We start from the raw sequence: 25714 nt of genomic DNA, 5'->3' as shown, positions 1-25714 counted from the left end.
CTGGCGTCCCTTCGGGTGGCGTCTCCTTCGCTCCGCTTCACCGGAGACCTCCGCGAGACGCTAGCGCTCGTCCGAGGCCCAGGAACTCCCCCGGTAGAGGGTGCCCCGACCGCCCGGATCCGGCATCCCCGACGGCGGCGCACCATGGCGAGAAGACCCCTGGTCCGAGCCGGAGCGGTCGGCCGACGCGGGGTTTCGCGCCGAGCGGCGGGCCCGCAGCACCCGCGAGCCGACGAACCAGGCGACGGCCGCGACGCAGGTGACGATCACGACGTTCTGGAGAGTGCCGACGTAGCCCTCGACGAGGTGCCAGTTGTCGCCGAGCAGGTAGCCGGCGAGCACGAAGGTGGTGTTCCAGATCAGGCTGCCCAGCGTCGTGTAGAGCAGGAAGGTCCGCACCGGCATCCGCTCCACCCCGGCCGGGATGGAGATCAGGCTCCGGAAGATCGGGATCATCCGGCCGAAGAACACCGCCTTCACGCCGTGCCGGAGAAACCACGCCTCGGTCCGGTCCACGTCGCTGAGCTTCACCAGCGGCAGTCGGGCGACGATGGCGCGCATCCGCTCCCGGCCCAGGGACGCGCCGATCAGGTAGAGCGCCAGCGCGCCCAGCACCGAGCCCAGCGTGGTCCAGAAGATCGCGCCGACCAGGCTCATCCGCCCCTGTGCCGCCACGAAGCCGGCCAGCGGCAGGATGACCTCGCTGGGGATCGGCGGGAACAGGTTCTCCAGCGCCACCGCCAGTCCGGCGCCCGGGCCGCCGAGCCGTTCCACCAGATCGCTGACGTAGCCGACGATTCCGCCCTCGGGCGGTTCGGCCGCGGCCGCGGGGGTTCCGGTGGCGAGGACGGCGTGCGACGTTCGAATCATGTCCCCACGCTACGAACCGATCCTGAGAATCGACCATGAGGCGGACCATCGGACCCCGCGGGTCGCCCACACCGGCGGGGGTGCGGAAAACCGCACCCCGTTGCGGCTCGCGGTGGCGCAGCCGCCGTGCGTACCCCTGGATGTCGCAGCGAACGCGCGGGCACACGCCGACGCGGTCCGCGCGGCGCGCGCCCGGGTGGTGGTCTTCCCGGAGCTGTCCCTGACGGGGTACGAGGTGCAGGGCCCGGTCGTGTCGGTCGACGACCCCCGGTTGGCGCCGCTTGTCGACGCGTGCGCCGAGGCGGGCACCCTGGCGCTGGCCGGCGCACCGGTGGCCGGTGACCACATCGGGGTGCTGGCGGTGACCGGCGACGGGGTGGCCGTGGCGTACCGGAAGATGTGGCTGGGCGGCGCGGAGGCGCAGCGGTTCCGCCCGGGCGACACACCAGGTGTGCTCGCGGTGGACGGGTGGCGGATCGGGCTGGCGGTCTGCAAGGACACCGGCGTCGCCGCGCACGCGCAGCGCACGGCCGCGCTCGGGATCGACGTGTACGCGGCGGGGGTGCTGGAGTTCGCGCGCGACGCGGCGGTTCCGGACGAGCGGGCACAACGGATCGCCACGACACACCGGGTCTGGGTGGCGGTGGCGAGCTTCGCCGGGTCCACCGGCGGCGGCTACACCGAGGCGGCGGGCCGGTCGGCCATCTGGACGCCGCAGGGTGACGTGGCCGCCCGGGTGAACACGGCGCCGGGCGAGTGGACCGCGACGACCCTCCACTGAGGACGCAGTCGGTGCGGCCGGATCGGCGTCACGGCGCTTCGGTGTCGGTCGGCTCGTGCGTTTCGCGGTTGCTCGTGGACGGCGGCCTTGACATGCTTCGGCCCATGACCGGTTTTCCGCCGACCTTCGCCGACGATGTCGTCGATCTGCCGTCCCAGGCGCAGGTCGAGGCGTTTCTCGACGAGCACCGCCGCGCGCTCAACAGTTCCCTGGACGGGCTCACCGAGGAGCAGGCGCGACGCTCGTTGGTGCCGTCCCGCACGACGCTGCTGGGGCTCGTGAAGCACGCGGCCTTCGTCGAGAAGGTCTGGTTCGACGAGGCCGTCACCTGCCGGCCACGCGCCGAGATCGGCATCCCGGCGACGCCGGACGAGTCGTTCATCCTGGCCGCCGGCGACACGATCGCCACCGTCCGGCAGGCGCACCGCGAGGCGTGCGAGGCGTCCCGCCGCGCGACGGCGTCCCTGGGCCTGGACGACGTGCTGCGCGGCCACCGGCGTGGCCCGCTGCCGCTGCGCTGGGTGTACCTGCACGTGCTGCGCGAGCTGGCTCAGCATTGCGGGCACGCGGAGATCCTGCGCGAGCAGGTCCTCAGCAGCGACTAGGGCGCCGGCGCGGCGTTACTGGATCGCGCGCTGGCCGACCCGGGCGGTGTCGCCGAAGCGGCGCAGGGTCCAGCGGGCCGGCGGCCAGCCGCCGGTGTCGTGGTCGGTGACCCACTCGGTGATCGAGGCCGGCGGCACGTCCAGGTCGAACGCCCGGAAGATCGGCTGCGCGGCGAGCGCGTGGAAGGCGCCCTCGACGGTCTCGCTGTGGCCGACCAGGACCACGCTGCCGCCCCGGTGCCGGTGCGCGATCTCCATGATGGCGCGGCTGACGCGCACCACCAGTTCGGCCCAGCTCTCGTTGCCATCCTCGAAGGGCCGGAACACTCCCCCACCGGGCACCGCGTGTTCGGTACGGAAGCGGGTGACCGGCAGCCCGTCGGCGTACGGCGGGGTGTGCCAGGTGCACAGACCGCAGTCGGCCAGCGGGCGGACGCCGAACGCCGCGGCGATGGGCTGCGCGGTCTCGACGGTGCGCCGCAGCACTGACGAGTACACCGCCACCGGCCCCTCGACGGCGTAGTCGTCGACGAGTCGCTGGGCAAGCCGGTGTGCCTGGTCGTGGCCGAGCGGCGTCAGCCCGCGGCATCCGTGCGGGCCGCCCACGATCCCGTCGGCCTGGTGGAGCGACTCGCCGTGCCGCACGAAGATCAACCGTGTTCGCATCGGCCCATCATGCCAGCGACGCACGCGGATGGATCAGCCGTCCGTACGAGATGACTGTCGTCAGCCGGCGTCCAGCACCTCGCGCAGCCGCGCGGCGAACTCCTCGGGCTTGCCCGCGTAGCCGAACTCGCCTCCGAGGAAGCCGCCGTGGTGACTCGGGAACACCACGGCCTCTTGGCCGAGCAGCGCCGCCGTGCCGAGGGCCGTACGGGCGGTGTAGGTGCCCGCCGACTCCTCACCGACCGCGATCACGATCCGGGTCGACGACGCCGTGAGCACGCTCGCGTCGGGGCGGTAGTCGGTGATCGCCCACGAGCTCTTCGACAGCAGCGGATTGTCGCGGCTGCCGTCGTCGTCGGTGGGCATGCCGACCATCGCCGGGTCGGGCGCGGGCTGGGCGAAGTAGGCGTCGGTGAACTCGCCCTGCCACGACGTCATCGCGATGAACGAGGCCATGCCGGCGCCGAATCCCTTCGCCTGGTACGCCTCGTAGAAGCCGTTCCGAGCGCGTTCGGCCGCCGCGGCGTCCGGGAGCACCGCGTTGATCGGCGGCTCGTGGGCCACCAGCGTGACGACGTCGCCGGGGTGGGTCGCGACGAGTTCGAGTGCGGTCACGGCACCGCCGCTGCTGGCGAACACGTCCACCGGGCCGGCGTCGAGCGCCTCGATGAGCAGGTGGAGGTCGGCTGCCTGCTGCTGCGGCGTGTGGTCGGACCGGCCGTCGGTACGGATGCTGCGGCCGAGCCCGCGCGGGTCGTAGGTGACGACGGTGCGGTCACTGAAGTGCGGGGCGAGCGCGTCGAAGCCCTCCGCTGTCATCGGCTGGCCGATCATGAGCAGCGCGGGCCGTCCGCCGCCCGGGGGCAGTGGGCCGCGGACGTCGTAGACCAGCTCGACGCCGGGCACGGCGAGGGTGTGCGTCTGCTTCGTCGTCATGCCGGTGAGACTACGACAGATGCCTCAGCCGTCGGTGCGGCCGGCGGGCAGCCCGCGGGCCTGACTGAGCAGCGCGTCGAGCTGGGCGCCCGTCTGCCGCGGCAGCCGGCCACGGTCCACCAACTCGGCGATGGTGTCGCGCAGGTCGGCGATGCGCCGCTCGCGGTCCTTGGACCGTCGGTTCACGTCGGCGAGGTCGTCGCGGAGGTCCTGGGCGGTCTTGCGGTCGACATCCCCACGGGCCACCGCCGCGGCGAGCACCTCGGTGAACTCGTCGCTGACCTGGCGGAAGCTGACCGGCACCTGCTGGCCGACCGTCGGTGGCGCGGCGCTTGCGGTCGACGGCGACGGCGACGCCGACGCCGACGCCGACGGCTTCGGTGACTGGGTGCTGGGCGCGGGCGCCGGGGCGGAGGTCGACGGCGGGGCCGCCACCTGCGCGGGCCCGGGAGTGTCGGGAGTGTCGGGAGTGTCGAGGCCCTGGGTGAGCACCGCGCCCAGGCCGACCAGCATGGCGAGACCGGCCGCGACGAGGAGGCCCAGAGGTCGGCGCGATCGGCGGCGGGCCGGCACGGCCGGAGCCGGCACGGGTCGGGCGGCCGAGCGGTCGATCAGCGTCGGCGGGTGGGCCGCCGCGGCGGACGGAACGATGCGCAGCAGCTCGGTGGGGGGCTCGACCGGTTGACCGGCACCGAACCGGCGGGCCAGCTGCGCGGCGCTCGGCCGGCGGGCCGGGTCGGCGGCGAGGCAGGCAACTGTCAGGTCGGCGATGTCGGCGGGCAGGCCGTCCACCCGCAGCGGCGGCACCGGCGTGCCCCGCCGGTGCACCTCGAGGGCGTCCTCCCAGCTCTGCACGGGCAGGGGCGCCTGGCCGGTGAGCGTGCGGTAGAGCAGCGCGCCGAGGGCGTACACGTCGCTGGCCGGATCGGGCGGGCCGGCGGTGAGGCGCTCGGGCGCGAAGTACGCGGGTGTGCCCATCAGCGGCTCGCCGGACTGGCTGTCCAGCCCGCCGAGCGCGGCGATGCCGAAGTCGAGGACCTTGGCGCCGGTGTCGGTGAGCATGACGTTGCCCGGCTTGACGTCGCGGTGCACCACGCCGATGCGGTGCGCGGCGGCCAGCGCGGCGGCGATCTGCCCGGCCACCCGGACGGCCTCCGGCCAGGGCAGCGGGCCACCGCGCAGCCGGTCGCCCAGGTTGTGGCCCTCGACCAGCTCCATCACCAGGTACGGGACGACGACGCCGCCGGCCAGCGTCGCCTCGGCGTAGTCGTACACCTGGGTGACGTGTGGGTGGGTCAGCCGGGCGGCCGCGCGGGCCTCGCGCTGAATGGTGGCCCGCAGTTGCGGGTCGGCGGCGAGTTGCCCGGCCAGCACCTTGATCGCGACCGGCCGGCCGAGGACCTCGTCGTCGGCCCGCCACACCTCGGACATGCCACCGAGCCCGATCCGCTCGTGCAGGACGTAGCGGTCGTGGAGGCGGAGGGTGGGCGTGAAGGGTGACATGGCTTCACCAGTCTGCCTGGCGAGTGCCCCTTCGACCACTCTGCGTGCCCGAACCGGCACCGTTCGTCCCGCCTGTGCCGAAATGGGTCAGGAGCAGCGGGTCACCGTGGGCATCGGTCGGGGCTGGATCCGGTCGGCGAGCCGGCGCAGGGCGACGGCGGTCACCTGTCGGGTCGGGGCGAGCAGCGGCCGGCGCTGCCGTTCGGCCTGGACCGGGGCGTCCGGTCGGGCCGAGTTGACGTGTCGGTTCATCGCGTCGAGAGCGGTGACGTAGCCGGTCGAAAATTCCATGGTCAACTCCTCGGGACAGGTCCGGTGGAGGCCCGGACGACGAGTGCGGTGGGCAGCAGCACGTGACCGGCCGCGGCGTCCGCTGGTGGGTCGAGCAGCAGTTCGGCGGCGATCCGGCCCTTCTCCTCGGCCGGCTGCCGGACGGTGGTGAGGCCGGCCGACGCGGCCTCCGGAATGTCGTCGAAGCCGGTCACCGAGACCGGCGGGTTGGTGCCGCCCGGCCGCTGGGCCAGCGCGTCGAGCACACCGAGGGCGAGGATGTCGGAACCGGCCAGCACGGCGGTCGGTGGCACGGGCCCGTCGAACAGGCCGGCGACGGCGGCGGCCGCGGCCTGGCGGCTGTTGCCGAGGGCGTTGACCAGCGTCAGCTCCGCCCAGTCGACGCCGACCTCGGCGAACGCGTCGGCGAAGCCGGCGAGCCGGCCGCGGGTGGTCGGGTGCCACGCCTCGTGCGCACCGGACAGGGTGACGGGGCCGGCGGGCGCGTCGGGCAGCACGGCGTCGGCGAGCAGGGCCACCCGGCGGTGACCGAGGCCGGCCACGTGCGCGGCGACGCTGCGCGCCGCGGCCCGCTCGTCGATGCCGACGTACCGCTCGTCCGCGCCGGCGTCGTCGCGGGGGGCCGTGCTGACGTACGGCAGTCCACGCGCCCGGATCACGTCCAACGCCCACTCCTCGTCGGCGACGCAGTAGACGCAGAAGCCGTCGACTGCGGCGTTCTCCACCGCGCGGCGGGCGTCGGTCTGCGCGGGTGGGAGCGGCACCAGCAGCATGCTCGTGCCGTGTCGCTCGGCGGCGCCACTCACCCCGGTGAGGAAGCTGATCGCGAAGGGGTCGGTGAAGGCGTACGACAGCTGCGACGTGAACAGGACCCCGATGGAGCCGACGAAGCCGCGGCGCAGGGAGCGGGCGGTGGGGTTGGGCCCGGGGTAGCCCAGTTGACGGGCGGCGTCGAGGATCCGCTCGCGCAGCGCCGTGGAGAGCTGGTCGGGACGGCTGTAGGCGTTGGACACGGTGCTGCGGGAGACACCTACGGCGTCCGCGACGGCTTGCAGTGTTGGCTTCACCCGGCACCTCTCTGTATCGATTCAGTCTGAATCGATACAGAGACTAACCCGACGAGTTGGCGACGGTCAATACGAACCTGCGAACCCGCAGGGCCACCCCGGATGCGACTGCCGCCCCGGGCGGGCGCTCACTGCGGGTAGAGCTCCTCCAGCAGTCGACCGAGGATCTCCGGCGTACGCTCCGGCGGCTCGGCCTCGACGCACAGCCGCTCCATGGCCACTGCGTAATAGTCGAGGTCGTCGCGCTTGTCGAGGTAGATGGCGCTGGTGAGCTGTTCGATGTAGACGATGTCCGGCAGCTCCTGGTCACCGAAGCGCAGGATGGTGAACGCGCCACCGGCGGCCGCGTGGCCACCTGCGGCGAACGGGATGACCTGGAGGCGGATGGTGGGCGACTTGGTGGCCTCGATGAGCGCGACGAGCTGCTCACGCATCACCTCGGCGCCGCCGATCGGACGGCGCAGCGCCGCCTCGTCCACCACGGCCCAGAGCTGCGGCGGCTTGTCCCGGTGGAGCAGTTGCTGGCGCTGCATCCGCAACTCCACGCGGCGATCGATCTCGGCGACGCCGGCCGCCCCGTGCCCGAGCAGCACCACCGCCCGCGCGTACTCCCGGGTCTGCAACAGGCCGGGGACGAACTGCACCTCGTAGCTGCGGATCAGCGCAGCCGCCGCCTCCAGGCCCAGGTACGACTGGAACCAACTGGGCAGCACGTCGCCGTAGCGGTGCCACCAGCCGGGGCTGTTGGCGTCCCGGGCGAGCTTCAGCAGCGCCTCGCGCTCGCCCTCGTCGCTGACGCCGTAGAGGGTCAGCAGGTCGGACACGTCGCGCTCCTTGAAGCCGACCCGACCCAGCTCCATCCGACTGATCTTCGACTCAGAGGAGCGGATCTCCCACCCGGCGCCCTCCCGGGTCACTCCGCTGGATTCCCGCAGGCGGCGCAGTTGGGCGCCGAGCAGCATGCGCAGCACGGTTGGCCCGGTTGTCGGACCGCCCTCGGCGGGAACCATCGTCACGTGCGGACCTCCGGATACCGACCACGCGGCCGGGCACCCAGCCCGGCCGACGTGTAAGCATGCCATGGACCGACAGTGAGGTGAACTCCTCCGTACCGGCGATTCAGTCCCGTCCCCGGGACGGCCTTCGGCGACCGGTCAGTTGATCAGGTGATCGAAGTCGCCGTCGCGTGCGCCGAGCACGAACGCGGCGATCTCGTCCACTGTGTAGATCAGTGCCGGCCCCTCCGGATGGCGCGAGTTGCGGACGGCGATGCCGGCTCCCCCGGGCAGTTCAGCGAGTTCGACACAGTTGCCGCTGGGGTTGCTGCGGCGGCTCTTCTGCCAGCTCAGCGGGGGCAACTGAGTAATCGGAACGCCATTGGGTGGCTGTTGCATGAGAGGCGTCTTTCTGCTCACGAGCCCGCCGGTGCCCGTGGGAGGAGCGGTGACGGCGAGGGTGCGGTATCGACAGTGGATCGTTATGCACGTGCATCTGCTATTGCATCTGCACCGGACGGCGAGCATGATAACGCACGTGATCGGTGCTTATCCGTTCACTTTGCGTTACCCCGACTGGGGCAACCACCAGGGAAAACTGGCCCCGACGCGGCACCGCGCCGCGCAGACCGACGGCTGGAGGCGGTCGCGGCGATGGGAGGTCTCGTGCCGGATCCGATGAGCGTCGCCTCCGGCATCTGTGCGGCGGGAGCCCTGCTCTCCTCCTGGCAAATGCGCCGACGGGCCCTGCGGGCCGAGGCCGAGATCGGGCACCTCCAGGCCGAGTTGGCCGCCGAACGGCACGCCGCCAGCCACGACCCGCTCACCGGGCTGCCCAACCGACGCGCCTTCTACCGCCTCGCGGCCGCGCTGCTCACCAACGCCGACGGCCAGCCGCTGATCGCCATCGTGCTCGACCTCGACGACTTCAAGCAGATCAACGACCGGTACGGGCACGCCGCCGGCGACCAGGTGCTGATCAGCGTGGCCGAACGGCTGGCCGGTTTCGCCGGGGACAACCTCGTCGCCCGCCTCGGCGGCGACGAGTTCGCGGGCCTGCTCGCCAGCCCGACTGTCGACCGGCGCTGGATCGAGCACGCCACCCGCCGCCTCAGCGAGACCGTCGCCGCGCCCATCCGGCTCAACGGGTGCAGCGTCCGCGTCACCGCCTCGGTCGGGCTCGCCCCGGTGACCGGTCCGGCCCAGCTCACCGATGCGCTCAGCCGCGCCGACGCGGCCATGTACCAGGCGAAGAGCCTCTCCGGCCCGCGGGCGCCCCGCCAGCTCGTCGACAGCGCCCGCCTCGCGGAGTGGTGACAGGACGGCCTCAGGCGGCGGGTCCGCCTCAGACGGCGGGTCCGCCGAACCACCGGGGCAGCTGAGCGACCAGGTCGGCCTGATCGTCACCGGCCCAGGCCACGTGGCCGTCCGGCCGCAACAGCACCGCGGGTACGTCCAGTTCCGCGCTGACGTCGACGACGTGGTCGACCCGGTCGGCCCACCCGTCGACCGAGAGCCGGCCGGTCTGATCGAGCAGCAGCCCGCGACCGCCGTGCAGCAGCTCGTAGAGCCGTCCCCGCTTCAGCGGTACGTCCCGCAGGTGCCGACCGACCAGCTCGTGGCCCTCGCCGAAGTCGTAGCGCACCCCCAGGCCGGTGACCTTCTCGATCAGGTACCGGTTGACGTCCTCGAAGTCCATCAGCTCCGACAGCAGGTGGCGGACCGCCTGCGGCCCCGGCTCGGGGGACAGCAGGAACATCTGCGCGCGGGTGTTGACGAGCACGTCGGCGGCCACCGGGTGCCGCTCGGCGTGGTAGCTGTCCAGCAGCCCGTCGGGCGCCCAGCCGTTGATCTCGGCGGCCAGCTTCCAGCCGAGGTTGACCGCGTCCTGGATGCCGAGGTTGAGCCCCTGCCCGCCGGTCGGTGGGTGGATGTGCGCCGCGTCTCCGGCCAGCAGCACCCGGCCGACCCGATAGCGCTCGGCCAACCGGGTGGCGTCGCCGAAGCGGGAGAGCCAGCGTGGCGAGTGCACGCCGAAGTCGGTGCCCGCGTACGCCCGCAGTTGCTGTTGGAACTCCTCGATCGTCGGCGGGACGGAGCGGTCCGCGGCCACCTCGGCGGCGGGCACGAGAACCCGGTACACGCCGTCCCCGAGCGGCCCGAGACCGAACCGCAGGTGGGTCTTGCGGACCTCGGCCACCACCTCGGCCACCGTCTGCGCCGGTACGCCCACCTCCATCTCGCCGAGCAGCGAATCGACCCGGCTGGGTTCACCGGGAAAGCCGACACCGAGCAGCCGACGGACCGTGCTCCGGCCGCCGTCGCAGCCGACGAGATAGCGGGACCGCAGCGGCGTACCGTCGGCCAGTTCCGCCGTCACCCCGTCGTCGTCCTGACTCAGGCCGACCAGTTCGCTGCCGCGGCGGACCTCGACGCCGACCTCGACGGCGTGCTCCGCCAGCAGCCGGTCGGTGGTGGTCTGCGGAATACCGAGGACGTACGCGTGGGCACTGTCGAGACCACCCGGCGACGGCTTGGGAATCGCGGCGAAGTAGCCACCGAGCGGATGCCGCGTGCCCAGGGCGAGGAAGCGCTCCAGCAGCCCGCGCTGGTCCATCACCTCGATACTGCGCGCGTGCAGACCCAGCGAACGGACGTAGCGGGTCGGTTCGGCGTCCTTCTCCACCACGACCACGCGCACACCGTGCAGTCGCAACTCGCTGGCCAGCATCAGACCGGTCGGCCCGCCGCCGGCAATGATCACATCGATCACGAGATCCCCCGATTTTCCCACGTTTGGGCTTCGGGTGGAGATTCTGCGGCATCACCCGGGTCTTGCCGCAAGACCCCGGGTGCGATATAAGTTGGAGGTGGCAGGGAGCGCGACGTCCCTGCCATTTCTGTTTCTCCTCGCGCCTACCCGTCAGCGCATTGTGGACAGGTGGCGCTGCAGGGCGGCGTACGACTCGGCGGCCCCCTGCGCCATCCCGGACCCGGCCATGCCGTCGCGCTGTTCGGTGGTGTCGAACCGGGTGGTGCCGGTGAGGACCGTGCGGCCGTCCTGCTCGGTGAAGACCAGCGTCTCCACCGCCACCTGACCGGGCATGCCCTCGAACTCGAACGTCTGCACGATCCGCTCCGGCTCGACGATCTCCCGGAACTCGCCCCGGAAGGCGTACGCGTTGCCGTCGGGAGCGTGCTCGACGAAGCGGTAGCGGCCGCCCTCGCGGAAGTCGATCTCGACGTCCAGCGGGTTGCCCCGGCCCCACCAGTGCCTGAGGTGTTCGGCCTGGGTGTGCGCGGCGAAGACGAGGTCGCGCGGAGCGTCGAAGGACCGGGTCATCGTGATGTCCCGGTCGGAGGACATGTCGATCGTCAGGTCACGGGTTTCGGTCACGGCTGGTCTCCTTCAGGTCGCGTAGGTAGTCGTCCAGGGCGTCGTGGCGCTCGTCCCAGAGCCGGCGGTACTGGTCGACCCACTCGGCGAGGGTGCGCAGCGGTGCCGGGTCGAGCCGGCACCGCCGCCACTGCGCCTCGCGGGTCCGCACGATCAGCCCGGCACGCTCCAGCACGGTGAGGTGCTTGGAGACCGCCTGGAGGCTGATCGGGAACGGCTCCGCCAGTTCGTTCACCGTCGCCTCGCCGGTCGCCAGCCGGGCCAGGATGGCGCGGCGGGTCGGGTCGGCGAGCGCGGCGAAAACGGCGCTGACCGGATCTGCTGTCATGTCGCTTTCAACCACCTAGATTATTAACCGATAGGTTGAATCTACAGCTCAACGGCTGCCTGTCAACCCGTTCAGAAGAGGACGCGGCGTCGCCCTGGTGAGTCGCCCCGGAGACCGGGTATGGGGAAGCCGGCCGTCCCGTCGCCGAGAGGAACCCGTCGTGGTGAGCATTCGCGCCATCGTCCTCAACTGCACGCTCAAGCCGTCGCCAACCCCGTCCAGCTCCGACCAGTTGGGTCGCGAGGTGCTGGCCGAACTCGCCCGCCAGGGCGTGGACGGCGAGATCGTGCGGGTGGTCGACCACGACGTGCGCTTCGGGGTGTCGACGGACGAGGGCCACGGCGACGGCTGGCCCGCGATCCGCGCCAAGCTGCTCGCGGCCCAGATTCTCATCATCGCCACGCCGATCTGGCTGGGCCAGCCCGCCAGCGTCACCAAGATGGTCCTCGAACGTCTGGACGCCGAACTGTCCGAGACCGACGACGAGGGACGGCTGCTCACCTACGGCAAGGTGGCCGGCGTCGCGGTCGTCGGCAACGAGGACGGCGCGCACCACAGCATCGGCGAAGTCCAGTGCGCGCTCAGCGAGGTCGGCTTCACCATCGCGGCGGCCGGCGCTACCTACTGGGTCGGCGAGGCACTGCACAAGGTGGACTACCGCGACGCCGGCCCCAAGCCGGACACCACCGGCCGCACCACCAAGGCCCTCGCGCTCAACAGCGCGCACCTGGCCCGGCTGCTCGCCGAGCAGCCGTACCCGCCGCCGGAGGCGCAGGGCGCCGCGGTGGGCCCGAGCCGCGAGCCCGTCTGACCGCCGCGCGCTCCACAACGCCGACGAGCACCGCCCGCATCGAGGCCGTGGTCGGCCGGGCGCCCGGGGCTCAACGAGCCGTTGCGTACGGTTTCCACGTCACCTGTCGAGCTGCCCTACGTGTGGGACACGGGCACGCTCCAGACCCGCACACCGCCCCACCGCTGGGCACGCTCCAGACCCCGCACACTGCCCCACCGGTGGGGCAGCTCGACAGGGCCCGAAGGAACCTCGACAGGGCGCGCTGCGACAGTGCGCCAACGGGGTTTCGGTCAGCGCCAGCCGTAGCCGGCGCGCAGCGCCTGCCCGACCCGGTCGAACCGGGGCCGGTCCAGCACGGCGCCCTCGCGGCGGATGCTGTCCTCGCGCATGGTGAGCACGCGGTCCAGCCGGACCCAGCTCGGCCGCTTGTCGCGGTCCCACTCGCCGGGGCCGAGCGCGAACCAGTGCCGCTGACCGTCCCGCTCGCTCTGGCTCGACAGCATCAGCCCGAACAGCGTCCGGCTGTGCCGTCCGACCACCAGCACCGGGCGGTCCTTGCCCTGGCGGGGGTCGTCCTCGTACGGCACCCAGGTCCAGACGATCTCGCCGGGGTCGGCCTGGCCGTCCCGCTCGGGCGCGTAGGTCAGCTCCCGACGCTGCAACGCGCTCACCTGGCGAGGGCGGGCCACCCGCGCGGGAGCCGGCCCGGTACGCCGGGGCGACGGGATTGCCGCGCCCACCCGGGAGATGCGTTGCGCCACGTTCCTCAAGAGACCAGCCACGGCGGGCAGCCTACCGGCCCCGGCGCGGCCGGCCGGCGTCGGCGCACTGCGGCAGACTGGCCCGATGGACGAACTGCCCGACGACCTGCCGATCCTCGAGCGGCGCGCGGTGCGCGTGGTCGTTCGCGACGACGCCGACCGGGTGCTGCTGTTTCACACCCGCGACCCGGACCATCCCCGGCTGGGCACGTGGTGGGAGCTGCCCGGCGGCGGCATGGACCCCGGTGAGACGTACCGGGACACGGCCGTGCGGGAGCTGCGCGAGGAGACCGGCATCGTCATCACCGCCGACCAGGTGGGCGCACCGACCTGGCGACGACGGGCGAGTTTCCTGCACCGCCAACTGCGGCACGTCCAGGACGAGCTGATCGTCGCGGTACGGCTGAACGGGGCCGGGCCGGACGTGGACGAGGCGTACCGGCTCGACTACGAGCGGGAGGACTACTTCGGCTTCCGGTGGTGGCCGCTGCCGGAGGTGGTGGCCAGCGGGGAACGGTTCTATCCCGGCCAGCTCCCCCGGCTGATCACGGCCTTCCTGGCCGGCGAGCAGATCGACGAACCGTTCGAGCTGTGGTCGTGAGCGGGGCCGGCGAAGATGCCGGACGCGGATGCGACGGGCAGAGTGGGTACATGACGACGGACCTGCACGCGCCGCTCTCCGCGTACGCCGGGCGGCTGCACGCCACGATCGGCGACCGGCATCACGTCGCCTCCCCGCTCGGGGCCTGGCTGCTGCTCGCCCTCAGCGCGGCGGCGACGGCCGGCTCCGAACCGGCGGGCGACTCCGAGAGGGCGGGCAACTCCGGCTCGGGGGCCGAGGGGCTCGCGGCGGCGCTGGGCACCGACCTGGCCAGCGCGGCCACCGTGGCCCGCGCGCTGCTGGATGCGCCGCATCCACTTGTCGCGTCGGCCACCGCACTCTGGCTCCGAGCGGGCCGGCGCACCGACGAGCCGGCCGGGTGGCGGGCGGCGCTGCCGGCGGCGACCGAGGTCGGCACGCTGCCCGACCAGGCCGGGTTGGACGCGTGGGCACGCGAGCACACCCTCGGCCTGATCGAGACGTTCCCCCTGAAGGTCCACCCGGACGTCGTCTTCGCCCTGGCCAGCGCGCTGGCCACCCGGATCTCCTGGGCGCAGCCGTTCGAGGTCACCGACGCGCGTGCGCTCGGCCCGGCCAGCGCCTGGGCGCGGGACCTACGGCGAGCGCTGCGCAGCCCGGACCACGGGCACCAGGGGGCCATCGTCACTACCGATCGGGCCGGTGACGTGATCGTGCACGCCGCCCGGGCCCAGGCGACCGACGGCGCGGGGCTGGTGGTGCTCTCCGTGGCCGCCGCACCGCACGTGCCGGCGACCGATGTGCTCGCCGCCGCGTACGACCTCAGTGCCGGCGCGGCCGACGGCGCGCAACCGCCGGGACGGCGCTCGCTGTTCGACCTGCCGCTGGGCGACACCGCGCTGTGGACGCTGCGGGAGGAGCGGGTCCGGACCCGCGCCCGCGACGGCCGCGAGGAACGACACCGGGCGGTGCTCCCCTGCTGGTCGGCCCGCAGCGAGCACGACCTGACCGCCGAGCACCTGGGTTTCCCGGCGGCGACGGCGGCGCTGGCCGGGGCGCTCGCCCAACCGGTGCAGGGCTTCGAGGCGCGGCAGGTGGCGATGGCGCGGTACGGCCGGTACGGCTTCGAGGCGGCGGCGGTGACCGGCATGTTCGGGACGGTCAGCCTGCCGCCGGAGGGCGTCGCCCGCACCGCCGAGCTGCGCTTCGGCCACCCGTACGCAGTGGTGGCCGTCGCCACCGACACCACTGCCGACGGCGCCACCGGGCCGTGGCACGGAGTGCCGGTCTTCTCGGCGTGGATCACCGAGCCCGAGGACCTGCCCGACGCCGACGTCTAGGCACCGGCGCGGTTCCCGGCGACGGTCAGCGGGTGGACGGGTCGGGCACGATGGGCGGATCGGTCGCGGTACCGCCGTGGTCGTCGCGGGGCAGTCGCGCGACCATCTCCCGGAACTCCCGTACGGTCACCGCCTCCCGCAGGGTCGCGAAGACCGCTCCGGTGCCGGCCCGTGCCGTGGCCGGGTCCACCCCGGCGCGCTGGCCCACCCGGCGCAGGAACTCCGCCGGGCCGGCGTCCACCGGCGGCGGCGCGACAGGCCCACCGACGTCAGCCCCACCGACGTCGAGGCCCACACCGGTGTCGAGTCCGTCAACGCCACCGGGCGGGCTCGGCGGCGCGTCGTCCAGGTAGCCGTCGACCTCGTCCGGAAGGTGACCGGTGAGCTCGTCCGGCGGACCGCCCGTGACTCGTTCGGCCATCGTCTGGAGCACCGCGCGGGCGAGTGCCGCGGCCTGCTCGGTCGGCAGGCCGGACCGGCGGGACACCGCGTCGATGAAGTGCGGAAACCCGTCGCCGCCCGCGCTGTCGGTCACGCCGCGCGCTTACCCCGGGCCGCCGACGCCAAACGACGCCGACGGCACGACAGCGCAGCAAACCAGCGCAGCAACCAGCGCAGCCGACCAGCGCGCCCGAGCAGCCGTCAGCGCAGCAGGTCCGCCGCCAGCAGGTGATCGAAGATGAGCTGGTCGACCGGGGAGGTGCGGTGCCGGTCGGCGTACCCGAGCCAGGCCATCTCGGCGATCTCACTGGCCGGCTGCAGCCGCCCCCGGTAGCCGGCCCGGTAGCAGGTCATCCGCACGGTGATCCCGGTCGCGTGCCCGTGCGCCTGCGCGCTGAACGTGCCCAGGTGCACGGCGCTTCGCACGTCGACCTCGACGCTCAACTCCTCGTCGATCTCCCGGCGCAGGGTCTCCAGGTCGCTCTCCCCCGGCTCGCGCTTGCCCCCGGGCAGGTACCACACGTCCTTGCCCTGCGAACGGGTGCTCAGCACCCGGCCGTCCTCGATGAGGATCCAGGCCACCTTGTCGATCTCGCGCACGCCGCCTCCCGCCCCGCTGAGAGCGGGCACGCTACCACCCGGCGCCGGCCGCGAGACAGTCAATCGGCCAGCAGGTCGAGCAGCAGCGCGGCGGTCCAGCCGAACGCCGGTGAGCCCAGCCCGGCGCCCGTGTCGGGGTGGAAGTACTCGTGGCAGCCGGCCCCGGCGACCAGGTCGATCATCGAGCGGCGCAGGCCGGCCGCCAGCTCCGGGTGCCCGTGGGTCAGCAGGCCGCGCCGCACCAGCCAGCCGATGTTCAGCCAGCTCGGCCCGCGCCAGTAGCGCAACGGTTCGAAGTCGGGCGCGGTGCGGTCGTAGGTGGGCAGCGGCCGGTCCATCCACCGGGCCACCCCGAAACGCGGTGACCGGGCCTCGACGACCAGCGCGTCGACCTGCCGGGCGGGCAGGCCGGGCAGGATCAGCGGCGTGAGCCCGAGCACGGTCCGCGCGCCGACGAGCCGATCGGTGCGCAGGTCGCGGGGCTGGAAGGTGCCGGTGCCCGGGTCGTACAGCCGGCGTACCAGCGCCTCGGTGACGCGGTCCGCGCGGACCCGGTGCGGGGCCGGGTCCGCGCCGGTCAGCGCGGCGATCTCGGCCAGCGCGTGCTCGGCGGCCCCGAACGCCGCGTTGAACAGCGGGCACTCCACCAGGAACGGATGGCCGTCGGCCAGGTCGCGGTCGGCGTAGCCGTGGTCGCGGTAGGCCGCGACGATCGCCAGGTAGCGCGCGTAGTCCAGGTCCGTGGGGCGGTGCGCGGCGTCGGCGTGCGCGGTGTCGTGCCTGCGGTACGCGCGCATGACGGCCGCGTCCGCGTCGACCGCGGCCATCGGCTCGTCCCACGCGGGGCTGTTGTCCAGACCGGACTCCCACGGGTGTACGACGCACACCAGCCCGTCGCCGGCGACGTCCCGCCGCGTCGCCAGGTACCGCTGCTGGGCGACCAGCGCCGGGTAGAGCCGGCGCAGCGCGGCCAGCCCGGCCGGATCGGGTGCCCGCCGGTACGCCAGCAGCGCGGCGAGCGCGTGCACCGGCGGCTGGACCAGGCCGGAGGTGTCCACCGTGGGCGAGCCCTCGACGTCGGACGAGCGCCACAGCTCCGGCCCGGGAAAGTACGCGCCGACGCGCAGCGCCGGGTTGAACACGATGTGCGGAACCCGCCCGTCGGCCCACTGCGCCCGGAACAGGCTCGTCAGCTCCTGCCAGGCCCGCTCGGGACGCACGTGGGCCAGGCCGACCGCGATGAACGCGGAGTCCCAGCTCCACTGGTGCGGGTAGAGCGTGCGCGACGGGACGGTGTGGTCGTGCTCCCAGTTGGCGTCGAGGGTGGCGACGGCGAGCCGGCGCAGCCCGACCAGACCGGCCGGCCCCCCGGTACGGGTGGGGACGGCGCCGGCGGTCATGCGGCGGCCCGCCGGGGCAGCGCGTGCCGCAGCACCGCGGCGGCCTGTTGCAGGGCCCGGACCGGGTCGCCGCGCAGCCGGCACTCCAGAGCCAGCCAGCCCCGGTAGTCCAGCTCCAGCAGGGTCCGCACGAGCGCCGGCCAGTCCAGGTGCCCGGCGCCCGGTTGGTACCTGTTGGAGTCGCTGACCTGCACGTGCCCGAGGTACGGCGCGGCGGCGCGCAGCGCCCGGTGCACGTCGTCCTCCTCGATGTTCATGTGGAAGGTGTCGGCGACCACCCGCACCGAGGGCAGTCCGAGCGCGGCGCAGAGGGCGACCGCCTCGTCGAGCCGGTTGACCATGTGGTCCTCGTACCGGTTGAGGGGTTCGAGGAAGAGGGTGACCCCCTCGGCGCGGGCGTGTTCGCCCAGCTCGCCGAGGGCGTCGAGGAGCACCTGGCGGTCGCCGGCCGGCGGGCGTGGCGGCTCGAACGGCGGCAGCCGCCGGGAGAACATGCCCCAGGCGGCCGGGGTCATCGCCCCGACGCCGCCCAGCTCGGCGATGACCGAGAGCTGGGAGCGCAGGTTGCGCACGGCGTCGGCGGACCGGGCGCTGTCGAAGTCGCCGATGAAGTGGTCCATCTCGACGCAGACGGTGGGCATCACCACCCCGGCGGCGCGGGCCCGGCGCAGCTCGGGCAGTCGCGCGGCGAACGCGAGGTCACCGCGTGCGCGCAGCTCGATGCCCTGGTAGCCCAGGGCGGTGGCGAGGGCGTACTTCTGGATCAGGTTGGTGCCCGGCAGGAGTTGTTCCTGGCAGGCAAGCGCGATGGTGGTCATCTAGAACCTCAACACCACTTGGAGGACGTCACCGGCGCCGCGGTCGAGCAGCGCGAGGGCGTCGGCGACCGCGCTGGCGTCGACGATGTGGCTGACCAGCGGCAACGGGTCGACGCTGCGCTCAGCCACCAGGTCCATGAAGGTCTGCGCGACCCGGTCTCCGGTCCACCGGCCGGCCATGCTCGGCGCGGGGGTGGGCCCGGAGACCTGGGCGGCCACCAACTGGATGCGGTTGTGGTGGAACTCCTCGCCGAGGCCGAGCGCGTCGGCCTGGCCCTGGTAGAAGCCGGCGGCCACGACCCGGCCGGCGTGTGCGGTGGAGCGGATCGCCTCGTGCAGCGCCGGGTACGCCCCGGACAGCTCCAGGCAGACGTCCGCGCCCCGGCCGCCGGTGGCCTCGCGGAGCACGGCGGCGGCCGACCGGGTCGCGACGTCCACTGTGGACCGCGCGCCGTAGCGGCTGGCGTACGCCAGCCGGCCGGGCACTTGGTCGACGGCGACCACCCGGGCGCCGGAGAGCACGGCGAGCCGGGTGGCGAGCAGCCCGATGACGCCCTGCCCGAAGACGCCGACCCAGTCGCCCAGGTGCAGGTCACCGGCGAGCACGGCGGTCAGTGCGATCGCGCCCGGCCGGGCGAAGACCGCCGCGAGCGGGTCCAGGTCGGCGGGGAGCGGCCGGACCGCGTCGGCGGCGAGCACCGCCTCGGCCCGGTGCCCCCAGATGCCCCACACGAGCTGCCCCGGGTGCCTGTCGACGACCTCGGGCGCCACCTCGACGACCTCGCCGACCTCCTCGTAGCCGAAGCCGATCAGCGGGTACGGCACGGGGGTCTGGCGGGGGACGAACATGCGGGCGGCGTCGTCCCAGTCCTTGCTGAGCCGGGGATTGCTGCCCCGGTAGAGGGTCAGCTCGGTGCCGGCGGAGATGCCCGAGTAGCAGGTGCGGACGCGGACCTGGCCCGGGCCGAGCGGATCCGGCGGGCAGGGCTCGAGGCTGATCCGTCGAGGCCCGGCGAGAGAGACCACCCAGTTGCCCATGTGTCACATCCCGGTAGCACTGGGCTCCAGGATAGCAAAAAATCGCTATATGTCTTGTCATTGATCTATCGAAGGTGTTGAATCCCGTATGTACCCTTCGAGAGGAGTGCCACCGATGTCAGCACCTCCGAGGCGGATACTCGCCACCACCCTGATCATGGCACTGACCGCGTCCACCCTGCTGGCCTGCGGAGATGACGGATCCGACAGCAACAGCAAAAAGATCACCGTTTGGAGTCTGGAAGACGTCGCCGACCGCGTCACCGCCACCAAGGCGATCATCGCGGACTTCACCGCCAAGACCGGGATCCAGGTCGACCTCGTGACCGTCAACGAGGACCAGTTCCCGTCCCTGATCGCCGCCAACGCCGCCGCCGGCGACCTGCCCGACGTGGTCGGCTCGGTCTCCCTGGCCGGCATCCGTACGCTCGCCGGCAACGAGCTGCTGCACGCCTCGGCGAACGCGGAGGTCGTCGACAAGCTGGGCCGGCAGACGTTCTCCCCCCGGGCGTTGGAGCTGACCTCCGACGACGGCAAGCAGCTCTCCGTGCCCAGCGACGGGTGGGGGCAGCTGCTCGTCTACCGCAAGGACCTGTTCGCCGCCGCCGGCCTGCCCGCCCCCGACACGTACGAACGGATCACCACCGCCGCGGCGAAGCTGAACACCGGCGGCGTCGCCGGCATCACCGCGGCGACCTCGCCCAGCGACGTGTTCACCCAGCAGACCTTCGAGCACCTGGCCCTGGCCAACGGCTGCCAGCTCACCGACGACTCCGGCGCGGTGACGCTCGACTCGCCGCAGTGCGTCGAGGCGTTCCGCTTCTACGGCGACCTGATCCGCACCAGCTCGGTCAAGGGCGCACAGGACGTGGACACCACGCGGGCCACCTACTTCGCGGGCAAGGCCGCCATGGTGATCTGGTCGCCGTTCATCCTCGACGAGCTGGCCGGGCTGCGTAACGACGCCAAGCCGACCTGCCCGCAGTGCCAGGCCGACCCGACGTTCCTGGCCAAGAACAGCGGGTTCGTCACCGCGATCAAGGGCCCCAACGGCACCGAGCCCGCGCAGTACGGCGAGATCAGCTCGTGGGCCGTGCTCGACGGCGCGGTGACCGACCCGGCGAAGTCCTTCGTGGAGTACATGCTCGGCGACGGCTACCCGCGCTGGTTCGGCATGTCCCCCGAGGGCCGGTTCCCGGTGCGCAAGGGCACCACTGCCGAGCCGGAGGCGTTCCTCACCGCCTGGAACACCAGCCAGGCCGGCGTGGACGCCAAGAAGCCCCTCTCCGACGTGTACGGCGACGAGGTGCTGGCCACCCTGCGCAGCAGCCCGGACACCTTCGGGCGCTGGGGGCTCAGCCAGGGGCAGGGCAAGCTGGTCGGCGCCATGCTCGGCGAGCTGCCGGTGCCCAAGGTGCTGGGCGACCTCACCTCCGGCAAGACCGACGCGGCGGCCGCCGCCGGCCGGGCCAAGAAGGACGTCGAAGCGATCAAGGCGGGCGTCAATTGACCACCACCGCCCCCGACACCGGCCGCTCCCCCACCAGGGAGCGGCCGGATCGGCCCCACCGCCGACCACTGACGCTGCGCCGCCGCGAGTCCCGTGCCGGGCTGGCGCTTGTCGCGCCGACCCTGCTCGTCACCATCGCGGTCATCGGCATCCCGATCATCTGGACCGTCGTGCTCGCCTTCCAGCGGGTCCGGCTCGCCACCCTGCGCAAGACCGGGCTCTTCGGCGATTTCACCATGGACAACGTCGACCGGGTGCTGCACACCCCCGGCTTCGCCGACACGCTGTGGGTCACGCTGCTCTACAGCGTCGGCGGCACCGTCGGGTCGATCGCGCTCGGCCTGGTCGCCGCCCTGGTGGTACGCCGCCCGTTCCGGGGCCGCACGCTGGTGCGGGCCTCCATGCTGCTGCCGTACGTGGCGCCGGTGGTCGCGGTCACCTTCGTCTGGCAGGTGATGCTCGACCCGCAGCTCGGCATCGTCAACCACTGGGGTCAGCGCCTGCTGGGCTGGGACGCACCCGTGCCCTTCCTCACCCAGGAGTCGACAGCCCTGGCCACGGTCGTCGTGTTCGAGGCGTGGCGCTACTTCCCGTTCGCGTTCCTGTTCCTGCTGGCCCGGCTCCAGGCGGTGCCCGGTGAGCTGGAGGAGGCCGCCCGCGTCGACGGGGCCACGCCCACCCAGCGGTTCCGGCACATCCTGCTGCCGCAGCTGCTGCCGGTGATCGCCCTGCTGGGGGTGCTGCGCTTCATCATGACGTTCAACAAGTTCGACGACGTCTACCTGCTCACCGGCGGGGCCGCCGGCACCGAGGTGGTCAGCGTCCGGGTGTACGAGTTCCTCACCGCCCGTACCGACATCGGCGCGGCGGCCGCGCAGGCGGTCGTGCTGGCCGTGGTGCTCATCGTGTTCGTGCTGATCTATCTGCGCTTCTTCGGACGGAGGGTCAGCTGATGGACCGGGACATGGTCGAGACGGTGAGCCTGCGCTGGCTGCGCCGCCTGGTGATCGCCGCGTTCCTGGTCGTCACCGTCTTTCCCTTCTACTACATGCTCGTGCTCTCGGTACGCCCCATCGAGCGGCTGCTGCTCGACCCGGGCTCGCTGGTCATCGGCTTCGGCGAGTTGACCGTCGCCACGTACGCCGAGGTGCTCAAGGCCACCGACGACGGCGGTCAGGGATTCCTCACCTTCATCCGCAACAGCGGCATCGTCTCGGTCGCCGCGACAGTGCTCACGCTGCTCGTCGCGATCCCCGGCGCGTACGCGGTGGCCCGGCTCCGGTTCTTCGGCCGGCGCCAGGTCGACTTCCTGTTCCTGGCCGTCTACCTGTTCCCGTCGATAGTCATCGCGATCCCGCTGTTCGTGGTCTTCAGCCTCGCCGGGCTGCGTGGCTCGCTGTTGGGCCTGGTGCTGGTCTACATCTCGCAGACGCTGCCGGTGTCGGTCTACATGTTGAAGAACTACTTCGAGACCATCCCGGTCAGCCTGGAGGAGTCGGCGGCCATCGACGGCGCCGGCCGACTCGGCATCATCCGCCGGGTCAGCCTGCCCCTCGCCGCGCCATCGATCATGGCGGTCGCGCTCTACGACTTCATGATCGCCTGGAACGAGTTCCTCTTCGCCCTGCTCTTCCTGGTCGACAAACCGGACCGGTGGACGGTGTCGCTGGGGTTGTCCCTGCTCTCCGACGGCGTGGAGGTGCCCAAGACGGTGCTGATGGCCGGATCGGTCGTCCTCACCCTGCCCATCGTGATCCTCTTCTTCGCCAGTGAACGGCTGCTCACCGAGGGCCTGACCAGCGGCGCGGAGAAGGGCTGAGGTGTCTCAGTGATCGGTGGCAGCCCAGCGACCCGACACGCCGACCCCGTCGCCGCTGAGCTGCCACCGATCGGGGCGCCTGCCGGACCGGCCCGTCGCGCCCCGACCGGCCCGGTTACGGTGGCCGTATGGCCAACCCGACCCGCTGGGCGACCGACACCGGTCCAGAGCACTCACAGTGGTACATCGACAGGTTCCGCAAGCTCGCCGCCGAGGGAGCGGACCTGGCCGGCGAGGCCCGACTTGTCGACACGCTCGTCGCGCCCGGCTCGCGGATCCTCGACGCCGGCAGCGGCACCGGCCGGGTCGGCGCGGCCCTTTCCCAGCGCGGGCACACAGTGGTCGGGGTCGACGCCGACCCCGCACTGGTGGAGGCCGCCCGCGCCGACCACCCCGGCCCCCACTGGCTGGTCGCCGACCTCGCCGAACTGGACCTGCCGGCGCTCGGCGAGGCTGAGCCGTTCGACGCGGCGGTCCTCGCCGGCAACGTCCTCGCCTTCGTCGCCGCCGGCACCGAGCCGGAGGTGCTGCGCCGACTCACCGGGCACCTGCGCCCCGACGGCGTGCTGGCGGTGGGCTTCGGCACCGAACGCGGCTACCCGCTGACCGCGTTCGACGCCGACGCGGTAGCCGCCGGGCTGCGCCCGGAGCACCGCTTCGCCACCTGGGACCTGCGGCCGTGGCGCGACGACGCACCGTTCGCGGTCAGCATCCTGCGACGCCCGGCCACCTGACGCCGGACCGGCGGGAGCCCGGCGACCGCAACCGGCCCGGCGGGCCGCCGGCAGAGCGGAACCCGACCGGCGGGCGGCCGACCGCCTGAGCGACCGAACGACAGGCCTCAGGACGGTGCGGCGACGGCCCGGGCCGCGGCCGGGTCCAGGGTGGCGCCGGCCGGCACGAGGCTCACCAGGCCGGCGGGCAGCCGCACCGGTCGCACGTCGCGGTAGCCGAGCATCGCCAGCACCTCCCGGTCGGCCAGCACGTACCGCCGGCCCAGGTCGGTGACCACGGACAGCGCGCCGCCGGACGCGCCGGGCGCCGCGGTGGCCTCGACCACCGCGCCGCCACCCGGCTGCACCACCACGTGGTCGGCCAGCGCCGCGCCGCCGCTCGGCGCGGTCCGTGGGACGGCCGCCAGGTCCGGCAGTCGTACGCCCCGCAGCACCTCGCCCGTGCCGCCGTCGTCACCGATCCGGGCGCAGATCGCCGCGTCGTCGGCGCTGGCGAGCCGGGGCGGCACGGGCGGCGGCGCCGTCGGGCCGCTCGGCGCGAGATCGGGCAGCGTGGGCAGCGCGGCGAACCGGCCCAGCGTCATCGGTTCCGACTCCCCCTGCCCGGTGCGGGCCAACAGCAGCCCAGCCTGCAACTCGGTGATCCCGGCCAGCCCGTCGTCGAGCGCCACCGCGTACTGCCGGCCGCCGCCGGAGTTGCGCACCAGATAGACCTGACCGATCGTGGCGCCCGGCACGCGGGTGGAGGGTCGGCCCTCGCCGGGCAGCGCCAGCGGGGCCAGATCGACGCCTGCGGGAAGCGCGTTGAGCAGGGCGGGCGCGACCGGCACCGCGCGCGTCCGGGTGGTCGCCAGCGCGGCCAGCACCCGGTTGGGATCGCGGACCAGATACCGGCGCTGGTGCCACACGAGGTGCAGGCCGCCGTCGGGATGGCGCAGCAGCAGCGCGTCGTCGCCCAGCGGCCGACCGCCGTCGGGGTCGGTGCCGATCAGCAGCGCCGAGCGGGGGTCCTCGCTGCCGGCCGTCGAGCAGACCGTCCACGCCGAGGTCGCCAGCCGGCCGGGGGCGGGCAGCGAGTCCGGTGCGTCGGCGATGCCCAGGGGCAGACCGCGCGGCACGTCGTCGATCGAGCGTCGCGAGACCAGCACGGTCTTCGAGGAGTCCGCGCCGACGATCAGCAACGCCGACGCGTAGTTGAGCACCGGGTGCAGCTTCTGCTCCCGATAGACGAACCGGGCGCCGGACTCCTTCTCCACGATCACCGCGCCGGGGTCGCGCCAGCCCTTGCCACCGCCAGCGAACAGGCCGTAGAGCGCCGAACCCCCGAGCCCGATCGCCGCGACGAGGACGCTGGCCAGGCCCGCGCCCGCCAGCCGCCGAAACGGTGACTGGGCGGGGTCGGTCTCCCGCATCACCAGTGCGGCGACCGCCCGCTGGACGCTGAACTGGTAGGAGTGCAGCTGATCCTGCCGCGACGGCATGAGGTCCCTTCCGCTGGTTCGACCGGGCCACAGGATATGCGCTGCGTCGATGTCCCGTGGACCCTGCGTGGCCGTCCCGGCCCCGACCGGTACCATCCGGGGACGAATCCGGCGGCGAGAGGGCACCCGTGGGCGCGCGTTTCGAGGAGCTGGCCTGGCGGGAGACCCCGATCGGCGCGATCAGCCTGCGGCGGCGCCGCGATCCGGCGCTGCAGGTCGAGGTGTACGAGGTCAAGCTCGACGACGAGTACCTGATGTCCAGCCTCTTCCCCGTCGCCGAGATCGAGCTGGCCCGACTGGGCCTGGCCGAACTCACCGGCGACGCCCTCGACGTGGTGGTCGGCGGCCTCGGGCTGGGCTACACCGCGTGCACCGCGCTGGCCGACCCGCGGGTGCGTGCACTGCTCGTGGTGGAGGCCATCGAGGACGTCATCGACTGGCACCGGCGAGGGCTGCTGCCGTTCGCGGCCGGTCTCGCCGAGGACCCCCGGACCCGGTTCGCGCGAGCCGACTTCTTCGCCGCGGTGGCCGGCGACGACGGGTTCGACGCCGAGGAACCCGGGCGTCTCTTCGACGCGGTTCTGCTCGACGTCGACCACTCGCCGCGCAACGTCCTGCACCCGAGCCACGCCCCCTTCTACACGCCGGACGGGCTGCGCCGACTCGCCGCGCTGCTGCGCCCGGAGGGCGTCTTCGCGCTGTGGTCGGACGACCCGCCGGACGACGAGTTCATCGCGGCGCTCACGGAGGTGTTCGCGACCGCGCGGGCGCATGTCGTGCCGTTCGCCAACCCGCTGACCGGCGGCCAGTCCGCCAACACGGTCTACGTCGCCCACCGCTGAATCCCGCCCGCCACTCACCGGTCAGCGCGCCTGTCACGGACGACCACCGGTCACGATCACGCTCGCCCAGCGCGGTGTCACGCAGCGCGTCCACGGCGGGCTGGCGTTTCAGGTGGGC

The 25714-nt window shown here is 73.0% G+C and carries 29 protein-coding genes; 11 read left to right on the top strand and 18 right to left on the bottom strand.

Going from position 1 to position 25714, the window contains the following annotated elements; translation table 11 throughout:
- Positions 1–60 precede the first annotated feature (60 nt).
- The gene (locus tag AB0B97_RS01895) at positions 61–870 is read right to left on the bottom strand and encodes a DedA family protein (protein ID WP_357489830.1); all 810 of its coding nucleotides are present in this window, start codon (positions 868–870) and stop codon (positions 61–63) included.
- Between the two features lie 100 nt (positions 871–970).
- On the opposite strand from AB0B97_RS01895, the gene AB0B97_RS01890 reads away from it, so the two are divergent.
- Both AB0B97_RS01890 and AB0B97_RS01885 read left to right on the top strand, forming a co-directional pair.
- Positions 971–1651: a carbon-nitrogen hydrolase family protein gene (locus AB0B97_RS01890; protein ID WP_357490589.1), complete on the top strand. Its 681-nt coding sequence runs from the start codon at positions 971–973 to the stop codon at positions 1649–1651.
- A gap of 104 nt (positions 1652–1755) precedes the next feature.
- Entirely contained in the window at positions 1756–2256 is a 501-nt protein-coding gene (locus AB0B97_RS01885) for a DinB family protein (protein ID WP_357489828.1), read from the top strand.
- Between the two features lie 15 nt (positions 2257–2271).
- On the opposite strand, the gene AB0B97_RS01880 is transcribed toward AB0B97_RS01885, so the two are convergent.
- The 7 genes from AB0B97_RS01880 to AB0B97_RS01850 all read right to left on the bottom strand — a co-directional run bounded on the left by AB0B97_RS01880 (position 2272) and on the right by AB0B97_RS01850 (position 8113).
- The gene (locus AB0B97_RS01880; RefSeq protein WP_357489826.1) at positions 2272–2922 is read right to left on the bottom strand and encodes a histidine phosphatase family protein; all 651 of its coding nucleotides are present in this window, start codon (positions 2920–2922) and stop codon (positions 2272–2274) included.
- A 60-nt stretch (positions 2923–2982) separates the two neighbouring features.
- On the bottom strand, positions 2983–3858 hold the full coding sequence (locus AB0B97_RS01875; protein WP_357489824.1) for an alpha/beta hydrolase: 876 nt from the start codon (positions 3856–3858) through the stop codon (positions 2983–2985).
- A 24-nt stretch (positions 3859–3882) separates the two neighbouring features.
- Entirely contained in the window at positions 3883–5361 is a 1479-nt protein-coding gene (locus tag AB0B97_RS01870; protein WP_357489822.1) for a serine/threonine-protein kinase, read from the bottom strand.
- An 87-nt stretch (positions 5362–5448) separates the two neighbouring features.
- Complete coding sequence (locus AB0B97_RS01865; RefSeq protein WP_357489820.1) at positions 5449–5652, bottom strand: hypothetical protein; 204 nt, start codon at positions 5650–5652, stop codon at positions 5449–5451.
- Positions 5653–5654: 2 nt separating this feature from the next.
- Positions 5655–6719 (bottom strand): LacI family DNA-binding transcriptional regulator, encoded by a 1065-nt coding sequence (locus AB0B97_RS01860; RefSeq protein WP_234588182.1) that lies wholly within the window; start codon positions 6717–6719, stop codon positions 5655–5657.
- A gap of 128 nt (positions 6720–6847) precedes the next feature.
- Entirely contained in the window at positions 6848–7735 is an 888-nt protein-coding gene (locus AB0B97_RS01855) for a helix-turn-helix transcriptional regulator (protein WP_357489818.1), read from the bottom strand.
- A gap of 138 nt (positions 7736–7873) precedes the next feature.
- Positions 7874–8113, bottom strand: coding sequence for a DUF397 domain-containing protein (locus AB0B97_RS01850; protein WP_234588179.1), 240 nt, complete (start codon positions 8111–8113; stop codon positions 7874–7876).
- Positions 8114–8380: 267 nt separating this feature from the next.
- Here AB0B97_RS01850 and AB0B97_RS01845 point away from each other — a divergent pair, with 267 nt between their 5' ends.
- Positions 8381–9031, top strand: a complete 651-nt coding sequence (locus tag AB0B97_RS01845; protein ID WP_357489816.1) for a GGDEF domain-containing protein — start codon at positions 8381–8383, stop codon at positions 9029–9031.
- Positions 9032–9059: 28 nt separating this feature from the next.
- On the opposite strand, the gene rox is transcribed toward AB0B97_RS01845, so the two are convergent.
- From rox to AB0B97_RS01830, 3 genes are all read right to left on the bottom strand, one after another.
- Positions 9060–10487, bottom strand: coding sequence for a rifampin monooxygenase (gene rox / locus AB0B97_RS01840; RefSeq protein WP_357489814.1), 1428 nt, complete (start codon positions 10485–10487; stop codon positions 9060–9062).
- A 150-nt stretch (positions 10488–10637) separates the two neighbouring features.
- Positions 10638–11111 (bottom strand): SRPBCC family protein, encoded by a 474-nt coding sequence (locus AB0B97_RS01835; protein WP_357489812.1) that lies wholly within the window; start codon positions 11109–11111, stop codon positions 10638–10640.
- Positions 11095–11439: a metalloregulator ArsR/SmtB family transcription factor gene (locus AB0B97_RS01830; RefSeq protein ID WP_357489810.1), complete on the bottom strand. Its 345-nt coding sequence runs from the start codon at positions 11437–11439 to the stop codon at positions 11095–11097. The genes AB0B97_RS01835 and AB0B97_RS01830 overlap by 17 nt, the downstream gene beginning before the upstream one ends.
- Positions 11440–11599: 160 nt before the next feature.
- Between AB0B97_RS01830 and AB0B97_RS01825 the strand changes: the two genes are divergently transcribed.
- Positions 11600–12250, top strand: a complete 651-nt coding sequence (locus AB0B97_RS01825; RefSeq protein WP_357489808.1) for an NAD(P)H-dependent oxidoreductase — start codon at positions 11600–11602, stop codon at positions 12248–12250.
- Positions 12251–12522: 272 nt separating this feature from the next.
- On the opposite strand, the gene AB0B97_RS01820 is transcribed toward AB0B97_RS01825, so the two are convergent.
- Positions 12523–13014, bottom strand: coding sequence for a type II toxin-antitoxin system PemK/MazF family toxin (locus AB0B97_RS01820; protein WP_234588172.1), 492 nt, complete (start codon positions 13012–13014; stop codon positions 12523–12525).
- A gap of 64 nt (positions 13015–13078) precedes the next feature.
- Between AB0B97_RS01820 and AB0B97_RS01815 the strand changes: the two genes are divergently transcribed.
- Complete coding sequence (locus tag AB0B97_RS01815) at positions 13079–13594, top strand: NUDIX domain-containing protein (RefSeq protein ID WP_357489806.1); 516 nt, start codon at positions 13079–13081, stop codon at positions 13592–13594.
- 50 nt (positions 13595–13644) lie between these two features.
- Positions 13645–14913, top strand: a complete 1269-nt coding sequence (locus AB0B97_RS01810) for a hypothetical protein (protein WP_357489804.1) — start codon at positions 13645–13647, stop codon at positions 14911–14913.
- 25 nt (positions 14914–14938) lie between these two features.
- On the opposite strand, the gene AB0B97_RS01805 is transcribed toward AB0B97_RS01810, so the two are convergent.
- From AB0B97_RS01805 to AB0B97_RS01785, 5 genes are all read right to left on the bottom strand, one after another.
- Positions 14939–15448 (bottom strand): DUF2267 domain-containing protein, encoded by a 510-nt coding sequence (locus AB0B97_RS01805; RefSeq protein WP_357489802.1) that lies wholly within the window; start codon positions 15446–15448, stop codon positions 14939–14941.
- Positions 15449–15555: 107 nt separating this feature from the next.
- Positions 15556–15954: an NUDIX domain-containing protein gene (locus AB0B97_RS01800; protein ID WP_357489800.1), complete on the bottom strand. Its 399-nt coding sequence runs from the start codon at positions 15952–15954 to the stop codon at positions 15556–15558.
- A 59-nt stretch (positions 15955–16013) separates the two neighbouring features.
- A complete protein-coding gene (locus AB0B97_RS01795) occupies positions 16014–17354 on the bottom strand; it encodes a hypothetical protein (protein WP_357489798.1) in 1341 nt (446 codons plus the stop codon).
- Positions 17351–18172: a sugar phosphate isomerase/epimerase family protein gene (locus AB0B97_RS01790; RefSeq protein ID WP_234588163.1), complete on the bottom strand. Its 822-nt coding sequence runs from the start codon at positions 18170–18172 to the stop codon at positions 17351–17353. The genes AB0B97_RS01795 and AB0B97_RS01790 overlap by 4 nt, the downstream gene beginning before the upstream one ends.
- Positions 18173–19210, bottom strand: coding sequence for a zinc-binding alcohol dehydrogenase (locus AB0B97_RS01785; protein ID WP_357489796.1), 1038 nt, complete (start codon positions 19208–19210; stop codon positions 18173–18175).
- A 115-nt stretch (positions 19211–19325) separates the two neighbouring features.
- Between AB0B97_RS01785 and AB0B97_RS01780 the strand changes: the two genes are divergently transcribed.
- The 4 genes from AB0B97_RS01780 to AB0B97_RS01765 all read left to right on the top strand — a co-directional run bounded on the left by AB0B97_RS01780 (position 19326) and on the right by AB0B97_RS01765 (position 23273).
- On the top strand, positions 19326–20720 hold the full coding sequence (locus AB0B97_RS01780) for an extracellular solute-binding protein (RefSeq protein WP_357489794.1): 1395 nt from the start codon (positions 19326–19328) through the stop codon (positions 20718–20720).
- On the top strand, positions 20717–21673 hold the full coding sequence (locus AB0B97_RS01775; protein WP_357489792.1) for a sugar ABC transporter permease: 957 nt from the start codon (positions 20717–20719) through the stop codon (positions 21671–21673). Before AB0B97_RS01780 ends, AB0B97_RS01775 begins: the two co-directional genes overlap by 4 nt.
- Positions 21673–22539, top strand: a complete 867-nt coding sequence (locus tag AB0B97_RS01770; protein ID WP_357489790.1) for a carbohydrate ABC transporter permease — start codon at positions 21673–21675, stop codon at positions 22537–22539. The genes AB0B97_RS01775 and AB0B97_RS01770 overlap by 1 nt, the downstream gene beginning before the upstream one ends.
- A 128-nt stretch (positions 22540–22667) precedes the next feature.
- Complete coding sequence (locus tag AB0B97_RS01765; RefSeq protein ID WP_357489788.1) at positions 22668–23273, top strand: class I SAM-dependent methyltransferase; 606 nt, start codon at positions 22668–22670, stop codon at positions 23271–23273.
- Positions 23274–23380: 107 nt separating this feature from the next.
- Here AB0B97_RS01765 and eccB read toward each other — a convergent pair whose 3' ends face one another.
- Positions 23381–24754 carry a type VII secretion protein EccB gene (eccB, locus tag AB0B97_RS01760; protein WP_357489786.1) on the bottom strand — a complete coding sequence of 458 codons (1374 nt, stop codon included), beginning with the start codon at positions 24752–24754 and terminating at the stop codon, positions 23381–23383.
- Between the two features lie 128 nt (positions 24755–24882).
- On the opposite strand from eccB, the gene AB0B97_RS01755 reads away from it, so the two are divergent.
- Complete coding sequence (locus AB0B97_RS01755; protein WP_234583913.1) at positions 24883–25596, top strand: spermidine synthase; 714 nt, start codon at positions 24883–24885, stop codon at positions 25594–25596.
- Positions 25597–25714 lie beyond the last annotated feature (118 nt).

Origin of the sequence: Micromonospora sp. NPDC049004 (genome assembly GCF_040649315.1) — a bacterium.
Classification (GTDB): domain Bacteria; phylum Actinomycetota; class Actinomycetes; order Mycobacteriales; family Micromonosporaceae; genus Micromonospora.
This window is presented reverse-complemented; position numbering and strand designations above follow the sequence as displayed.

What these genes read in the sequence shown, in the direction of transcription:
- AB0B97_RS01895 (WP_357489830.1), bottom strand. Translation starts at nt 870, where the DNA reads ATGATTCGAACGTCGCACGCCGTCCTCGCCACCGGAACCCCCGCGGCC.
- AB0B97_RS01885 (WP_357489828.1), top strand. Translation starts at nt 1,756, where the DNA reads ATGACCGGTTTTCCGCCGACCTTCGCCGACGATGTCGTCGATCTGCCG.
- AB0B97_RS01880 (WP_357489826.1), bottom strand. Translation starts at nt 2,922, where the DNA reads ATGCGAACACGGTTGATCTTCGTGCGGCACGGCGAGTCGCTCCACCAG.
- AB0B97_RS01875 (WP_357489824.1), bottom strand. Translation starts at nt 3,858, where the DNA reads ATGACGACGAAGCAGACGCACACCCTCGCCGTGCCCGGCGTCGAGCTG.
- AB0B97_RS01870 (WP_357489822.1), bottom strand. Translation starts at nt 5,361, where the DNA reads ATGTCACCCTTCACGCCCACCCTCCGCCTCCACGACCGCTACGTCCTG.
- AB0B97_RS01865 (WP_357489820.1), bottom strand. Translation starts at nt 5,652, where the DNA reads ATGGAATTTTCGACCGGCTACGTCACCGCTCTCGACGCGATGAACCGA.
- AB0B97_RS01850 (WP_234588179.1), bottom strand. Translation starts at nt 8,113, where the DNA reads ATGCAACAGCCACCCAATGGCGTTCCGATTACTCAGTTGCCCCCGCTG.
- AB0B97_RS01830 (WP_357489810.1), bottom strand. Translation starts at nt 11,439, where the DNA reads ATGACAGCAGATCCGGTCAGCGCCGTTTTCGCCGCGCTCGCCGACCCG.
- AB0B97_RS01815 (WP_357489806.1), top strand. Translation starts at nt 13,079, where the DNA reads ATGGACGAACTGCCCGACGACCTGCCGATCCTCGAGCGGCGCGCGGTG.
- AB0B97_RS01810 (WP_357489804.1), top strand. Translation starts at nt 13,645, where the DNA reads ATGACGACGGACCTGCACGCGCCGCTCTCCGCGTACGCCGGGCGGCTG.
- AB0B97_RS01795 (WP_357489798.1), bottom strand. Translation starts at nt 17,354, where the DNA reads ATGACCGCCGGCGCCGTCCCCACCCGTACCGGGGGGCCGGCCGGTCTG.
- AB0B97_RS01790 (WP_234588163.1), bottom strand. Translation starts at nt 18,172, where the DNA reads ATGACCACCATCGCGCTTGCCTGCCAGGAACAACTCCTGCCGGGCACC.
- AB0B97_RS01785 (WP_357489796.1), bottom strand. Translation starts at nt 19,210, where the DNA reads ATGGGCAACTGGGTGGTCTCTCTCGCCGGGCCTCGACGGATCAGCCTC.
- AB0B97_RS01780 (WP_357489794.1), top strand. Translation starts at nt 19,326, where the DNA reads ATGTCAGCACCTCCGAGGCGGATACTCGCCACCACCCTGATCATGGCA.
- AB0B97_RS01770 (WP_357489790.1), top strand. Translation starts at nt 21,673, where the DNA reads ATGGACCGGGACATGGTCGAGACGGTGAGCCTGCGCTGGCTGCGCCGC.
- AB0B97_RS01765 (WP_357489788.1), top strand. Translation starts at nt 22,668, where the DNA reads ATGGCCAACCCGACCCGCTGGGCGACCGACACCGGTCCAGAGCACTCA.
- eccB (WP_357489786.1), bottom strand. Translation starts at nt 24,754, where the DNA reads ATGCCGTCGCGGCAGGATCAGCTGCACTCCTACCAGTTCAGCGTCCAG.